Here is a 13,775-nt window from a genome sequence, read left to right as displayed (position 1 = left end):
AGTAACGGCCCCTGCCGACGCGGCCGCCGTTGCACCGAAAAGTGCAACGGCGGCCGCCGGATGTCCTGCGACAGCACACGCCGAGCAGTGCCACTTTCCAACACCAAGCAGTGCCAGGACCGCTGGGGCGGCACGGTCGCGGGCCGCATCCGGTTCGCCGTCGAGGCCGCGGCTGCGACCGTCGAGGCAGTCGACGCGGACAAGCTCGGCATCCGCCTCTCCCCCGGCGGAGGGCTCCAGGGCGCCGAGGAAGCCGATGCGGCGAGTTTTTCGGCGCTCCCTCCGCCGGGCATACCGCCACCCTCACCGGCACGACCGTCTACGTCGTCAGGGACGGCGAGATCGTCGAACTATGGGCCGGGATCAGCATTCCCCAGTTCCTGCAGCAACTCGCGGGTACTGCGTGACCACCGGGCCCATCATGCAACCCAGCCCAGCACCTCCGCTACGAGGCTACCGTCCTCGTTGCCGCCATCAACGAGTGGTTGTGACGTACTGGTCCGACGACAACTCGAACACCCGTACTCGCCGACCGCAGGTGGGATTGACGGTCTCACGGACCGGATGCATCCCCAGTTTGGTCATGATCCGTTCGGAGGCGTCGTTGCCCACTTGAGCGATGCTGACGATCCGCTCCAGCCCCCGCTCTTCGAACCCGAACCGTACAACGGCCGCAGCGGCCTCGGTGGCCAAGCCCTGCCCCCAGTGGGAACGTCCCAGCCGCCAGCCGACCTCAACCGCCGGCAGTACCTCCGGCAAGAAGTCGGGCACCGAAAGGCCGGTGAACCCGGCCAGCTCGCCAGTGGACCGGATCTCCACGGCGAACAGGCCGAAGCCCTGTGAGTCCCACTCGCTCTCCCATGCCTGGACCCCGCTGCGAGTCTGCTGTTCGTCACGGACGCTGCCGTCACGGATCCACCGCATGACCTCGGGGTCGGCATTGACGGCAGCCATGGGCGCAACGTCTTCCTCGCGCCAGCGACGCAGGATCAAACGGGGAGTCTCAAGCGTGACCATCCAATCAGTCTGGATCACAAATGGGCTCTCCGTCATCCTCACCAGGCACTCTCGATACACGCCCTAGTCCCATCTGCAGTAAAATCCAGATTCTGAGCGGGAGCGTGGAAGCCTCGGCTCGAGGGATCCGCGCCAGTCGCACGGGCGACGCCACGACCGGTGCGGATCTCTCGTGATCTCAAAGCCTCAGTGCCCACTCGCGGGCTATGCGGGGTCGGGCTCCGGGCTCATGGAACGAACTTCCAGGCGCCACAGCGAGTAGCCCCAGTTGGTTGTCCGCTTGATGCCTTGCATGCGCACGTACCGGGCGGTCACCGGATCCACAGTGAGCTCGTCCACGCGGGCGCCGGACGGCTTGCCCCGAACCGAGGCCACCGTCTTCCAGTTGGCGGCGTCGCCGGAGACCTGGATGTCGTAGTCACGACCTGAGGCGTTCTCCCAGTCGAGCAGGACACGCCGGACGGCCTGCGGGGAGCCGAGGTCGACCTGGATCCATTCATCGTCGCGGTAGGCACTGGCCCATCGGGTCCTGCCGTCGCCGTCGGTGGCGTTCTCCGGTCCCAGGCTCGCCACTTCGGTCGAGGAAGCGGTGGTCGGCCGGTGCAGCGCCAGGTCCGGCACCTCGAAGACGCGCATGCTCCACAGGGCGTACCCGTTCTGCTTCTTGCCGGCCTGCGTGCCGACGAGCCGTACGTGCCGTGCCGTGACCGGATCGAACGTCAGAGTGTCGACTCCCGCGGCCTCGCGGCCGGTACGGCTCGCGACGGTGGTCCACTTCTCGCCGTCACGTGACACCTGGACCTCGTAGTCCCGCCCGTAGTCGGGTCCCCAGTCCAGCTCGACCTTGCTGACCACGACCGGCTTGCCGAGGTTGACCTGCAGCCATGCCTCATCTCCCGGACCGCTGGCCCAGTTGGTGGTGCGCACCCCGTCGAAGGCCGCGGCCGCCTCACCGGCGGAGGCGGTCGCCTCCTTCCCCAGGCTCACCTCTCCCGACGCCGACGCGGCGAGTGTCGTGGAGACCTTCGTCAGCCCGGTGCCCACACCAAGCTTGCGGACCGTGTCGAGGAAGGCGCTGTACGGCATATCGGCCTTGGTCCCGCTCCACATCTTCTGAGCCAGCGTGCCGAACGTGGGCTCGACCAGCCCGTGCACGTCCGACTCCGAGTAGGTGGCCTCGGTCAGGTCGTTCCACACCGCCGACATGGCTCCGAGCAACTGCGGGTCACGAGGGGCCACGCTCTGCCCGCCGGGGAAGACATTCGGCTCCCACTGGTCATAGAGGTACTTACCGTCCAGCCCGTGGCCGTGGTAGTAGCCCGCGAACGGGACGATGTAGAGCAGGGCGTCGTTGGTGTTGATGAAGGAGTAGCCGTCTCGTTTGAGCGCCTGCGGCCCGTACCAGCCGTTGTTCCAGCTGTTCATGGTCACGTCGCGGTCGTAACCGTCGCTGTTGGTCGCCATGACCGACAGGCTGCCCCAGGCCCGTGGCTGCTTGCCGAGCGCGCGGATGTGGGCGGCCATCTCGTTGAAGTAGACCTTGTAGCGGGGCTTGTCCACCGTGTACTCGTCGGCGCCGAAGTGCACATCGGGACTACGGAACCAGGGCACGAACTCGTCGAACACCGACTTCATGAACTCGGTGGTCTCAGGCTTGGACAGATCGAGGTGGTCGGACTGGCCGTTGTTGAGGCCGAGCGACGGGCGGAACCGGATGAACGCCAGCGAGTGGGCGGGCGCGTCGATCTCGGGGATGATCGTGACGCCGTTCGCGGCGGCGGTGTCCTCGAAGGAGTCCCAGTCGGCGCGGTCATAGGACCCGTCCTGGGAAGCCAGCCCGGCCAGCTCGGGGTTGTCGGTCTTGAGCCGGAAGCCGGCCTGCACCTCGCTCCAGGGCTTGTCGCCCTTGAAACCGTTGTCGTTGAGGTGCAACTGCAGTTGGTTGAGCTTGAACCAGCCCATCACCCGCAGGTAGTCGCGGATGTAGTCGGCGGTGAAGAACCGCCGCCCGACGTCCAGCATGAAGCCGCGGACTTTGTAGTTGGGCCAGTCCACGGCCGTGCCCACGGGGACGGAATCGCGGCCGTCGTCGAGCAGAAGGATCTGCAGAAGGCTGCGGGTGCCGTAGTAGACACCCTTCGCGGTCGGCGCGGTGATCGTCACGTTGCGATCGGTGGCCGTAAGGGTGTACCCCTCCTCGGCGAACCGGGCGCCACCCGTCGCGTCGGCGAGGGAGGGATCGATCGACAGGACGATGTCGCCGTCCTGCGGGATCCGGGGGGACACGGCCGGCTTGTGCCCTGTCACCTCTTCGATCTCGGCCGAGAGTTGCGCGCCCTGGTCGTCGAGTTCGTCGGCCTGCTCCTTGGCCAGCACGATCCGGCTGTGCTTGCGCAACTCGAACGAACCCGTGCCACCCTCCCACTGCTGAAGAGCGGGCACCACGGCGGGTCGGGGGTTGACATCGGTGTTCGCGGGGACGGGTTCGGCGCCTGCTGAGGGCACTGCCAGGAGGGGCACGAACAAGCCGAGCGCTATCGCTCTGACCAGTCGAGCAGCATGTCTGTTTATGCGCACTCCAACCTCCGTTCGAGCGGAATTGAAGAAGGTATACCGGAGTTTCCAGTTGAGGTCTAGACCACTTGGTCCAGACCTCTGAGCGCCACGGCACCCGAGTCGTCGAGGGTCAGGTCCCCGCTCGGGTCGGCCAACTCGTGGCGTCGTCGAACCCGCTGTGCGCAGATGTGCAGCTGATGGAACTCGGCACTGCCGCTGCGGCTTCGCCAGATGGCAGCAACGCCTCGCCGGGGTAAAGGTTGGAAGCTGAAGCGAGTGATGGAGGAGCGGTGGGAAATCTGGTTGTCGTGGGAGTGGACGGCTCGTCGTCGAGTCTTACCGCGGTGGAAGCGGCTGCGGGGGAAGCCCAGCGGCGTCGTGCTGAGCTGCGCGTGGTGCACGCCTTCAGTTGGCCCGTCAGGCCCATGTATGCGCCGCTGGACCCGTCGCCGCTCAATCGCCTGGTGCACGAGGCTGCGCAGCATGCCCAGAGCGTGGCGCCCGAGGTGGAGGTCACCGAGGCCGTGGTGACCGGCGACGCGGTGGCGGTGCTGGAAGCTGAGTCGCGAGCCGCGGACCTGGTGGTCGTCGGCTCCCGGGGTATGGGTGGCTTCATCGGCATGCTGCTGGGATCAACGGCGGTGTCACTGGCCGCCCACGCCCAGTGTCCGGTGCTGGTGGTCCGTGAGGAACAGGCCGGCGCCGGGCCGATCGTGCTGGGTGTCGACGGCTCCCCGGTCGGTGAGAAGGCGGTCGACTTCGCCTTCGCTGAGGCGGCGCTGCGCGGGGCTGAGATCGTGGCTGTGCACGCGTGGCTGCCGGACTATGCGCCGCTCGGTACGGGCCCCGAGAGCCCGGAGCGTCTGCTGGCCCAGGCACTCGCCGGCCGTACGGAGAGGTATCCGGACGTCAGGGTCAGACACGACGTGGTGGGCGGCGAAACCCGCGAGGTACTGATCGCGGCGAGCAAGACTGCGCAGCTCCTGGTCGTCGGAGCCAGGGGGCGCGGCGGTTTTGCCGGACTGCTCTTGGGGTCGGTGAGCCAGGCGCTGTTGCAGCACGCGCACTGCCCCGTCACCGTCGTCCGTGGCAGGGCATGACCGGACCCACGCGGTGAGGGATGCCCGTTGTGGAGTCGATGTCCAGCCATGTGACGTCACCTGAATGCTCGTTCGCCACGTACAGACGCGTCCCCGACGGATCCAGGACCAGATCGCGGGGCCACCGACCTCCGCACGACACCGACGCCCTGGGACTGCGCCGACCAGTGGCTGCTTTCGGGTGGTGAGATCCAGTCCCGCTGTGGGATGCCCTGGCCAGTCTCGCGGCCACGGCAGGGCAGGCCTGGCGGCGGCCGGACCAGGGGATCCGGGAGGTACGCAACGAGGGGAACGCCTTCACCTACTCGGCCGGGCGATGCCAGGTTGCCGTGGACCGGGCGGTGCAGATCAGTGAGCGGCATGGCCTCCCGGGGCACATCGGCCAGTGGCGGGCCGAGTCCGACAGGCTGCACCGGCTGATCCTGGAACAGTCCTGGACGAGGATGCGCAGACCCTGAGCGTGCACCTGAATGGCGGCGGCGTCGTGGACGCGAGCCTGCTCGCGTTGCCCCTGCGTGAGGTTGTCCCCGCCGATCACCCGCGGATGGTGGCAACCACGGCGGCCATCACCAAGCGCCTGTCGGCCGGTGACGGGCTCCTCTACCGCTACCCGCACCCCGAGTCCCCCGGCGGCCTGGCCGGCGACGAGGGCGCCTTCGTGCTGTGCAGTTTCTGGCTGGTCGACAACCTGATCGGGCAGGGTCGGAGGAAGGAGGCGGCGGAGCTGTACGCCTCGCTGTGCGCGCGGGCCAACCCGCTCGGACTGCTGTCGGAGCAGATCCACCCAACCACCGGAGAGTTCATGGGCAACGTCCCTCGGGCGTTCAGCCACATCGGCATCATCGCCAGTGGTGTGAATCTCGACCGGCCACGCTCTACCGGAGCGGCGCCTGAGCAAGCGCGCCGGTCTGTTCGGGAGACCGACGTGCTTCGGCCCCGTGCTGCTGTGCAGCGCGGGGCCGAAGGGGTGCCGTCCCCGCTCCGACTCAGGTCACTGGATTCCGGTGGCTCCGGTCACCATGCGTTGATGACCGGCGCGTCGGGTTCGTGCTGCCGCCAGGCCTCATTGAGGCGCGCGAGCCGGTCCGCGGCGGCGATGCCGCGCAGGGACGCGACCTTGCCGTCGCTGACTTCGAACGCCACGGCGCCCACGACCCGGTCGTCGACCACGGCGAGGACGGCCGGGGAGCCGTTGACCAGCGCGACGTGGATCGCGAGGGAGCCGCCGGCCAGCCGCCGCTTCGCCGGAGTGGGCTTGAAGCCGGCCCGCACGTAGGAGGCGACGCGCTCGCGCGTCTTGTACCGCAGCAGCCGCCTGGCCAGTCCGGCGCCGTCCGAGACCGCGGTCACGTCGGCGGTGAGCATCGCCACCAGCCGTTCGGTGCGCCCCGACGTGGCGGCGGCGAGGAACTCCTCGACGATCCGCCGCGCGGACGCAGGGTCCACCTCGTCGCCGCCGCGGCGCTCGGCGGCGACCCGGCGTCGGGCCCGGTGGACATGCTGCTGGCTCGCGGACTCGGTGATGTCGAGGATCCCGGCGATCTCGGCGTGGGGGTACGAGAAGGCCTCGCGCAGGACGTAAGCGGCCCGCTCGACCGGCGAGAGGCGCTCCATGAGGGTCAGTACGGCCAAGGACACCGATTCGCGCTGCTCGAAGGTATCGGCAGGGCCGAGCATCGGGTCGCCCTCGAGGAGTGGCTCGGGCAGCCAGTCTCCGAGAGCGCGCTCATGGCGCGCCTGTGCCGAGCGCAGCTGGTCGAGGCAGAGATTGGTGACGACCTTGGTCAGCCACGCCTCCGGCACCTCGATACGTCCCCGGTCCGCGGCCTGCCAGCGCAGGAACGCGTCCTGCACGGCGTCCTCGGCGTCGGCCGCCGAGCCGAGCAGACGGTACGCGAGGGAGGCCAGCCGGTCCCGGCTGGCCTCGAACCGATCGATGGCTGCGCTGTCCATGCGGAACAGCCTATGCGGCGACCCGCACACCGACCCGGTCAGGTCCGGTGGCCAGGCGGCGCTTGCGCTTCGGCATGCCGAAGGTCGGGTGGGCGATGCTCCACCCGGCCCCCTTGAGCACGCCCGACTTGAGCCGCGCGGCGGTCCGGCCGCCCAGGTACCAGGACTTCGACCGGACGTCCCCGTCCACCATCTGGAAGATCGCGTCCCGCCGCCCGAGGCTGATGTGGTTGCCGTAGTACTTCAGCCCGGTGGTCGGGACCTCACTGCCCGTCAGGCGCGCGATGATCGCGGCGGTCGCCTGCATGTTGGTGAAGCCGGCCGAGGCGCAGGACATCGGCAGCGGTCGGCCGTTCTCGCCGATCGCGTAGGCGCAGTCACCTGCGGCGTATACGTCCGGGTGCGAGACCGAGCGCATGGTGCGGTCGACGACGATCTGTCCGGTCTCGGCGACCTCCAGGCCGCTGGCAGCCGCGATGGGGTGCACGGCGAACCCGGCCGACCACACGGTCACGTCGGCCGGGATGGACGTACCGTCGGCGGCGATCGCCCGTGTCGGCTCGACGGCTTCGATACCGGTGTGCTCGTGGACGGTGATGCCGAGCCGGTCGAAGGCCTGGCGCAGGTGACGGCGAGCCTTCGGGGAGAGCCAGGCGCCCAACTCGACGCGGGCGGCGAGCGCGACCGAGAGGTCGGGCCGGGACTCGGCGAACTCGGTGGCGGTCTCGATGCCGGTCAGCCCCTCACCGACGACCAACACGGTGCCGCCCTCGCCCAGTCCGGCCAGGCGCTCGCGCAGACGCAGCGCCGAGGACAGGCCGGTCACGTCGAAGGCGTACTCGGCCACGCCGGGGACGTCATGGTGGGCCACGGAACTGCCGAGGGCGTAGAGAAGCGTGTCGTACGCGAGCTCGCCGTCGCCGTCCTCGCCGGTCACGGCGACGGTCCTGCGCTCGGGGTCGACGCCGGTGACGCGCGCCAGGCACAGCCGCACCCCGGTGCCCGCGAATACGTCGGCGAGCTTGCGGAACGCGAGGTCCTGGCCGATCGCGAGCTGGTGGAGCCGCATCCGCTCAACGAAGTCGGGCGCGGCGTTGACGACGGTGATCTCGGTGTCGGCGGGGGAGAGCCGGCGGGCCAGGTTTCCGGCGGCGAAGGCCCCTGCGTATCCGGCGCCGAGTACGACGATGCGGTGCTTCATGGCGTTGCTCCTGTCTCGTTCGCGTGCCCCTTGAACGAGACGGCGCCCCGATTGCTGACAGGATCCGGGTGTGACTCGGGTCACCACAACGCTCAACTGACGTGCTCAGTCGCAGTCTCGACTGAGCACGTCAGTTGGCGGGTTGAGCCTTGTGGTTGGCGAGCGAGCTGATCTCGCCCTCCTCCAGGCAAGCTCGCGCCGCCCGAATCGACCGAGACGCCGCAGCCCAACCCACCCGGGGTCGTGGCGCATGAGCACAAGGCTCACGTGTCAGAGTGTCGTTGAGGCTCCGCGTCAGGACGGGCCGAGGACGCAGAACTCGTGGCCCTCCGGGTCGGCGAGGACCGTCCACGGGACGTCGCCCTGGCCGAGGTCGAGGTCGGTGGCGCCGAGGCCCCGCAGCCGGGCCACCTCCGCTGCTTTGTCGTCACCGGGGTACGGCAGCAGGTCAAGATGGACGCGGTCCGGCACGGTCTTCACGCCGGGCACGCGGAGGAACTCGAGATACGGGCCGACACCCTTGGCGGAGCGCAACACCGCATGATCGTCAGTCACCACATGCAGGCTCCAGTCCATCGCCTCACCCCAGAACCGGACCATGGCCTGCGGATCCACGCAGTCGACCACCACCGCGGCAATCGGCCCGGTGTCCCGGTAGATCTCCCGAGGCTCCAGCACGCAGAACTCGTTGCCCTCCGGGTCGGCGAGGACCGTCCACGGCACGTCGCCCTGGCCCACGTGGGCGGGCGTCGCACCGAGAGCCCGGAGGCGCGCCACCAACTCCGCCTGATGGGCCGCAGAGGTGGTGGCGAGATCGAGGTGCACACGGTTCTTTGTTGTCGTCTTGGGCTCCGGGACGGTAACGACGTCGATGCAGACGGCGACCGGGTCCGGCCAAACGAAGTCGCCGCCGGGTTCAACGTTGGTCACGCCGGGTCCCTCGCTGGAAACACTCCAGCCGAGCGCCTCCGCCCAGAACCGGCCGACCGCCGAGTCATCAAGAGCCTTTATGTTCACCTGAACAGGTCGCAGTGCCATGCCGGCGATCCTATGCACCCGGTCTGCGACGACGCAGGCACCGTCGCCAAACAGAGATCAACACTCCGACCAACGCAATGGTCCGCTCGCCGACTAGGGCGCTTCAGCCCAGCCAGGTGGACTGCTCACTCGCCATGTGAAGCGCCAATTCACAGCAGTCAGGGGTGCCTCAGGCCTCCGTTATGAACCTAGTGCCCCGCCCGGCAAGCCTTGCCCCGTCGCACCGCCCGGCACGCACGCTGCATTGTCGGGCTCGCCCGAGTACGTCCCGTACGAGGACGACCCTCCGCCCTGCGATCGCACGCACCGGACGCCGCCGGGCCCACCCTTCGGGCGGACGGCGGGACTTCCGACACACGCCCTAGTAGTCCAGCTCCACGTAGTCGATGTCGGTGAACTCGACCACGAGGCCTTCGGCGCGGCGGCCGCGGTCCTTGAAGTACTGCTCCTGGAGGCCTTCGGCGATGACGGCCTGGAGTTGCTGGTCGGTGGCGCCGGCGGCTTGTGCGTCGAAGAGGCGGGCGGCGTACTGGGGTGGGAGGTGCTGGGTGATGAGCCGGATGCGTCCGTCGTCGGTGCTGCCCGGTGCGGCGGTGAACCCGAACCGTGCCCGGGTCTCGACGACGATGCCGGTGGAGGTGGCGGCCTGCTTCCTCGCTTTCTCCTTGACCCGGGGCTGCCACCGGATGCGGACCTGATCGGCGAGCCGGGCCGCGAGGTCGGCGTGCGGCTTCTTGAACTGGTCCTTGACGTACCGTTCGACGGTGCGCTGGGAGATGCCCAGTAGTTCGGCGACGGCCCGTGTTCTCTTGTATTGCTTGACCAGAAACCGCATCTGCGCGCCGGCCGACTTCGGGATCGGTCGGGTCGCCGTGCCGGCGGTGGCTTTGTCGAGGCTGTCTCCGAGGATGCCCACCGAGTGCTCCTACTCTCCGTCGATCGCGGCGTCGGTGCCCTTGATGTGCCGGGCCGGGTTATGTCCTTCGTCGAGCATCGCGACGGCCCACAGCATCTCCTGGGTCCCCTCGTGCTTGACCATGCCGGGGCTGACGCCGAGCCGGAACGTGCCCGGGGTCGGCTTCCCGTCGGCGGTGTGCGGCAGGACGTCCAACGGGGACGGCCCGTCGGAGAGGTAGACGGCGCAGTCCGAGAGCAGCGCGATCGGCAGCAAGGCGTCCTCGCCGAGCATCAGGTGTCCGGCAGGGGCCGGAGCATGCTGGGTGGCGAGGGCCGTCTTCAGCAGTTTGCGGTGCATGTTGACGCGGGCGGTGGAGATGATCGCGGCGCGGATGTCGGGGCGCCACGTCGGGCGTTCCAGCGCCGGCCACCGCTCGCCGAACTTGTAACTGGCGCCCTGCGGGCCCTCGCGGAACTTCCCGATGCCGCCCTTGACGGTCGACTTGATCGCGGACAGGACCGCGGCCATGCCGGGATCGGTCTGCTTGTGGGTCTCCATGGCGGTCAGGAACTTAGCTTCGGTCATCCCGGTGACGACGCCGAGGTCGGCCATCGTCTGCTTGTACGCCTCGGCCAGGTGCTTGTACCAAGGGTCCAGGTACGCGCCGGACTCCGTGCGGATCCATGCTTCCAACGGCCGCAGAGTGACTGGCAACTCGTAGGTGCTGATGAGTTCGGCGGCGTAGGCGACGGTCGGTGTCGCGTACCAGGCAGGCCCGTCGGGGCGGGTGCCGTGCGGGGTGAAGGGGCTGGGCAGGCGCGGGTCCAGTTCGATGCCGGACAGGTCGACGAGCCAGCTGCCGGGGGTTTTCTTGTCGAATGCCGGCTGCGCGATGTGAACCGGTGCGCCCAGGCCCACGACGAGTCGGTTCGCGGCGGCGAGGAAAGCGGTGTTGACGTCGATGCCGACCGCGAAGCTGCGGGTGCACTCAGCGTCCGTGAGCAGTTGCGGGTCACGCGTCCACTCGTACGCCTCCTCGTCGAGCACCTCGTCCGGGGTGCGTTGATGGGTGCGCGGGTATCGGGCGGCGACGACCGGGTGCTGATCCGGGGCTTCCACCGGGGCCGGGTCGACGGGTTCGGTGAGCGAGCCGGGGACCGGTCCGGAGACCCAGCTGCCCGTGTCTTCGTCGCGTACGGCACGGGTCGGCGGGCGCAGCGCCGTCATGGTTTCCAGACCGGAGACGGCGGTGGAGCCGCGGGGGGTGATGACGCGGGTCGCGTAGGTGCCGAGCACGTCGGCGATGGCGGCCGGGGCGAGGTGGTCGGTGGTGCCCCAGGAGCGGGAGTCGAGAGCGCCCCAGGGCAGGACCGCGAACTGCACACACTGGCGCTGCCCGTGCTGCGCCGGGCGGTAGATCCGCGCCCAGGGGCCGAACCCGCGCCGGGTCAGCTTCCACTTCGCCTTGGTGATCTGCTTGACGACCTTGTGGTCCTCGGGCAGCCGCAGGCCGCGCCGGTCCTCCAGCCGCTCAGGCAGGCCAAGGCGTTCGGCGGCCGCGCCGGTAAGGACGATCAGAGGGTCGGCGTCCTTGCCCGACGGGTGCAGGCGCGGCGCACCCAGGTGCGCTTCGGTCAGGGTCCAGTCGACCAGCGCGGGGATGGTCGTGGCGGGACAGTCCAGGACGAGTCCGCCGATGCAGTACAGCGAGCCGTCGCCGTCCAGCACACCGAGCGGACCGTTCGCGTAGCGCGGATCGGCGGCCACCCGGGCCGTGGCCGGCCGCGGGGTTGACCGTTTCACGGCCGGTGGCGGCGACGTCGGCCTTGAGGTCCTCGCGGAACGGGCCTGCGTGGCATCCCGCGCCGGCGTCGGCATGGGGGCACGGGACTGTGGTGGGGCGTCAGGTTCAGCCGATGGCCCCGGGGACAGGGGACGGGCTTCAGCAGCCGTGTCCGCCGGTTCCGCATCGGTGACCTGGATGGGCGCAGTCGCGTTGACGGGGTAGAGGTCGGCAAGCTTTTCCAGCAAGCGGGCGTACGCCTCGCGCTGCGGGGGCCGCGGTTCGGTCTTCCCGCTCTCCCACGACACCACCGTGGCCCGGCGCACCTTGAGTGCCTTGGCGACCTGGTCCTGCGTCAGCCCATGGGCCCTGCGCAGGCGCTCCCGCTCGGCGGGCGGGGGCAGTGGGGACGCGGACGCGATCAGGGCGTCGACCGCCTCGAACAACTCGGACATGAGAACCTCCGGTTCCATCGTACCGCGAGGAACGCATATTACGCGTACATACTCCGTACAATAAGCGTATACCAAGACGCCTATGACCCGTCGCTCCGGGGCGGCGCAACAGTCCTCGATCGACGCCCGGGTACGGGAACTCCGGGCCAATCGGTAGTCCACGGAACGACGACGAGTTCTAGGGGTTCGGCCCAGCCCGGGCAGGCTGCGCAGCTCGACGATCCCCAAGAGTCGCGCTCTACTTGGCGGAAGGTCCTTCCCTGTTGCCACCTGCGGCTGTTTTCGCGTGGCGGGCGGAGCTCAACTCTTGACGGCCTCTGCGATCCGCAGGGCGGCCTGGGCGGGTGTGAGGTGCGCGGTGTCGACGACCTCGGCCTCCCCGTGCAGCCACGTGCGGGCCGCCTCGGCGTAGGGCTCAAGGTATTTGAGGCGGAACGGGGAGGGACCCATAAGAGTGTCCCCCTCGATGCGCCCACGGAGGGTTTCCTGGTCGGCGTGGAGGACGAAGTGTCTTACCGGGATGCCATGTTGGGCGAGGCCCGTGCTGATCTCGCGCCAGTACTGCTCGACCAGGACAGTCATTGGGATCACCAGAGTGCCGCCGGTGTAGTCGAGCACGCGGCGGGCGGTCTCGACGACGAGCTGCCGCCACGGCGGCCAGTGCTGGAAGTTGTCCGTCCCGGGCAGCCCCGGCGTGATGTCCATGAGTGTCTCGCCTACCTTCTCGGCATCGAACACCCTTGAATCCGGGATCAGTTGCTGCACGAGTGGACTGGTCGTCGTCTTGCCTGCACCGTGGGTGCCATTGATCCATACGATCATGGGACTCAATGCTAGCGCCGTACGGGCCGCGGGAACGGGCACGGCAGAATCCGGTACGGCTTCGGCATTTCCCAGGGTGTTGTCGACCATCAGAGTCAGATGTCTCAGTCACCCGTTGCCCCGTCGGTCCGCTCCCGCAGGAAGTCGGCGTGGCCGTTGTGGCGGGCGTACTCCTGGATCATCAACACGTAGACCCAGCGCAGGCTGAGAGAAACTCCCCGAGAGGACATGAAGGTCTCGTCGAGGTCGTGCCCGGCCACCGCCGCGTCGCACGCTTGGACCTCGGTCTGGAACAGTCCGAAGTCTCGCTCCGCATCGGCTGCGTGAACTCCGTCGAGACCTTCATCGCCATCTGACGGGCCGGTGAAGACATCGCCAATAGCTTCACCCGCGAAGCTTCGCCGGAACCACCATCGCTCCACCTCCGCCATGTGTCGGACCAAGCCGAGGAGGGTGAGGTTCGACGGCTCTACGGTCGTCCACGCCAATTGAGCCGGCTCGAGCCCGGCGCACTTGACCAGCAACGTTTCCCGATGCCAGATCAGCCAACCCTCCAACATCTGACGCTCGGCTACGCCTCCCAGGCCGCCCAGCTGCTTGGTGCGCTCGACCGGTGGTGCTGTCCATGTCATAGATCCACCCTGCACCGCCACCTCGGAGGGTTCAAGCAGGCAGTACGGCAGCTCGGCCAGGCACCGAACTCCCCCGGCATCTCCCGACACTGCCCGCCCGTCCTGAACCACCGGATCACGCCCTCGAACTGCTGCCGCAACCGCTCGGGGTACGGGCCCTACCCACCGATCGGCAGGTAAGGCTCGATGAACTCCCACCCGTCATGCGCAACCAAGTACGCGCCCTAAGCTTGACTATTAACCCCACCAAGATCATGTCTTGGTGGGGTTCGTCGTTCGCCTGACAGCTGGGCGGCCCTTGCGTGATCGTGTCTTCTCGC

The 13,775-nt window shown here is 68.6% G+C and carries 11 protein-coding genes and 4 pseudogenes; 4 read left to right on the top strand and 11 right to left on the bottom strand.

What is annotated here, in order from left to right:
• Positions 1-117: 117 nt before the first annotated feature.
• Positions 118-258: pseudogene (locus ACFU8W_RS50415) on the top strand (alkene reductase); the annotation flags it as partial.
• A gap of 216 nt (positions 259-474) precedes the next feature.
• On the opposite strand, the gene ACFU8W_RS50410 reads toward ACFU8W_RS50415, so the two are convergent.
• Together ACFU8W_RS50410 and ACFU8W_RS50405 are read right to left on the bottom strand one after the other, a co-directional pair.
• Positions 475-1,017: a GNAT family N-acetyltransferase gene (locus ACFU8W_RS50410; RefSeq protein ID WP_384052572.1), complete on the bottom strand. Its 543-nt coding sequence runs from the start codon at positions 1,015-1,017 to the stop codon at positions 475-477.
• Positions 1,018-1,221: 204 nt separating this feature from the next.
• The gene (locus ACFU8W_RS50405; protein ID WP_384052571.1) at positions 1,222-3,522 is read right to left on the bottom strand and encodes a discoidin domain-containing protein; all 2,301 of its coding nucleotides are present in this window, start codon (positions 3,520-3,522) and stop codon (positions 1,222-1,224) included.
• A 341-nt stretch (positions 3,523-3,863) separates the two neighbouring features.
• Here ACFU8W_RS50405 and ACFU8W_RS50400 point away from each other — a divergent pair, with 341 nt between their 5' ends.
• Positions 3,864-4,673 (top strand): universal stress protein, encoded by an 810-nt coding sequence (locus ACFU8W_RS50400; RefSeq protein ID WP_384052570.1) that lies wholly within the window; start codon positions 3,864-3,866, stop codon positions 4,671-4,673.
• On the opposite strand, the pseudogene ACFU8W_RS50395 reads toward ACFU8W_RS50400, so the two are convergent.
• Positions 4,648-4,821: pseudogene (locus ACFU8W_RS50395) on the bottom strand (beta-propeller fold lactonase family protein); the annotation flags it as partial. The gene ACFU8W_RS50400 and the pseudogene ACFU8W_RS50395 sit on opposite strands and share 26 nt — an antisense overlap.
• Before the next feature lie 52 nt (positions 4,822-4,873).
• On the opposite strand from ACFU8W_RS50395, the gene ACFU8W_RS50390 reads away from it, so the two are divergent.
• Complete coding sequence (locus ACFU8W_RS50390; RefSeq protein WP_384052573.1) at positions 4,874-5,131, top strand: glycoside hydrolase family 15 protein; 258 nt, start codon at positions 4,874-4,876, stop codon at positions 5,129-5,131.
• A gap of 86 nt (positions 5,132-5,217) precedes the next feature.
• Positions 5,218-5,460 (top strand): annotated as a pseudogene (locus tag ACFU8W_RS50385) (glycoside hydrolase family 15 protein); the annotation flags it as partial.
• 227 nt (positions 5,461-5,687) lie between these two features.
• Here ACFU8W_RS50385 and ACFU8W_RS50380 read toward each other — a convergent pair.
• From ACFU8W_RS50380 to ACFU8W_RS50345, 8 genes and pseudogenes are all read right to left on the bottom strand, one after another.
• Positions 5,688-6,626, bottom strand: coding sequence for a sigma-70 family RNA polymerase sigma factor (locus tag ACFU8W_RS50380; protein ID WP_384052569.1), 939 nt, complete (start codon positions 6,624-6,626; stop codon positions 5,688-5,690).
• Positions 6,627-6,636: 10 nt separating this feature from the next.
• Entirely contained in the window at positions 6,637-7,827 is a 1,191-nt protein-coding gene (locus tag ACFU8W_RS50375) for an NAD(P)/FAD-dependent oxidoreductase (protein WP_384052568.1), read from the bottom strand.
• Positions 7,828-8,121: 294 nt separating this feature from the next.
• A complete protein-coding gene (locus tag ACFU8W_RS50370) occupies positions 8,122-8,865 on the bottom strand; it encodes a VOC family protein (RefSeq protein ID WP_384052567.1) in 744 nt (247 codons plus the stop codon).
• Positions 8,866-9,226: 361 nt separating this feature from the next.
• On the bottom strand, positions 9,227-9,781 hold the full coding sequence (gene tpg / locus ACFU8W_RS50365) for a telomere-protecting terminal protein Tpg (protein ID WP_384052566.1): 555 nt from the start codon (positions 9,779-9,781) through the stop codon (positions 9,227-9,229).
• Positions 9,782-9,790: 9 nt separating this feature from the next.
• Positions 9,791-12,001, bottom strand: coding sequence for a telomere-associated protein Tap (tap, locus tag ACFU8W_RS50360; protein ID WP_384052565.1), 2,211 nt, complete (start codon positions 11,999-12,001; stop codon positions 9,791-9,793).
• Between the two features lie 300 nt (positions 12,002-12,301).
• Positions 12,302-12,823, bottom strand: coding sequence for an AAA family ATPase (locus tag ACFU8W_RS50355; protein ID WP_384052564.1), 522 nt, complete (start codon positions 12,821-12,823; stop codon positions 12,302-12,304).
• A 104-nt stretch (positions 12,824-12,927) separates the two neighbouring features.
• Positions 12,928-13,455, bottom strand: coding sequence for a DinB family protein (locus ACFU8W_RS50350; RefSeq protein ID WP_384052563.1), 528 nt, complete (start codon positions 13,453-13,455; stop codon positions 12,928-12,930).
• Between the two features lie 56 nt (positions 13,456-13,511).
• Positions 13,512-13,670 (bottom strand): annotated as a pseudogene (locus tag ACFU8W_RS50345) (transposase); the annotation flags it as partial.
• Positions 13,671-13,775: the final 105 nt, after the last annotated feature.

This window comes from Streptomyces sp. NPDC057565 (assembly GCF_042801455.1).
Lineage (GTDB): Bacteria > Actinomycetota > Actinomycetes > Streptomycetales > Streptomycetaceae > Streptomyces > Streptomyces yanii.
This window is presented reverse-complemented; position numbering and strand designations above follow the sequence as displayed.

Coding starts and splice junctions, on each gene's coding strand:
- ACFU8W_RS50350 (WP_384052563.1), bottom strand. CDS start 13,455: ATGACATGGACAGCACCACCGGTCGAGCGCACCAAGCAGCTGGGCGGC.
- ACFU8W_RS50375 (WP_384052568.1), bottom strand. CDS start 7,827: ATGAAGCACCGCATCGTCGTACTCGGCGCCGGATACGCAGGGGCCTTC.
- ACFU8W_RS50410 (WP_384052572.1), bottom strand. CDS start 1,017: ATGGTCACGCTTGAGACTCCCCGTTTGATCCTGCGTCGCTGGCGCGAG.
- tap (WP_384052565.1), bottom strand. CDS start 12,001: ATGTCCGAGTTGTTCGAGGCGGTCGACGCCCTGATCGCGTCCGCGTCC.
- ACFU8W_RS50370 (WP_384052567.1), bottom strand. CDS start 8,865: ATGGCACTGCGACCTGTTCAGGTGAACATAAAGGCTCTTGATGACTCG.
- ACFU8W_RS50355 (WP_384052564.1), bottom strand. CDS start 12,823: ATGATCGTATGGATCAATGGCACCCACGGTGCAGGCAAGACGACGACC.
- ACFU8W_RS50380 (WP_384052569.1), bottom strand. CDS start 6,626: ATGGACAGCGCAGCCATCGATCGGTTCGAGGCCAGCCGGGACCGGCTG.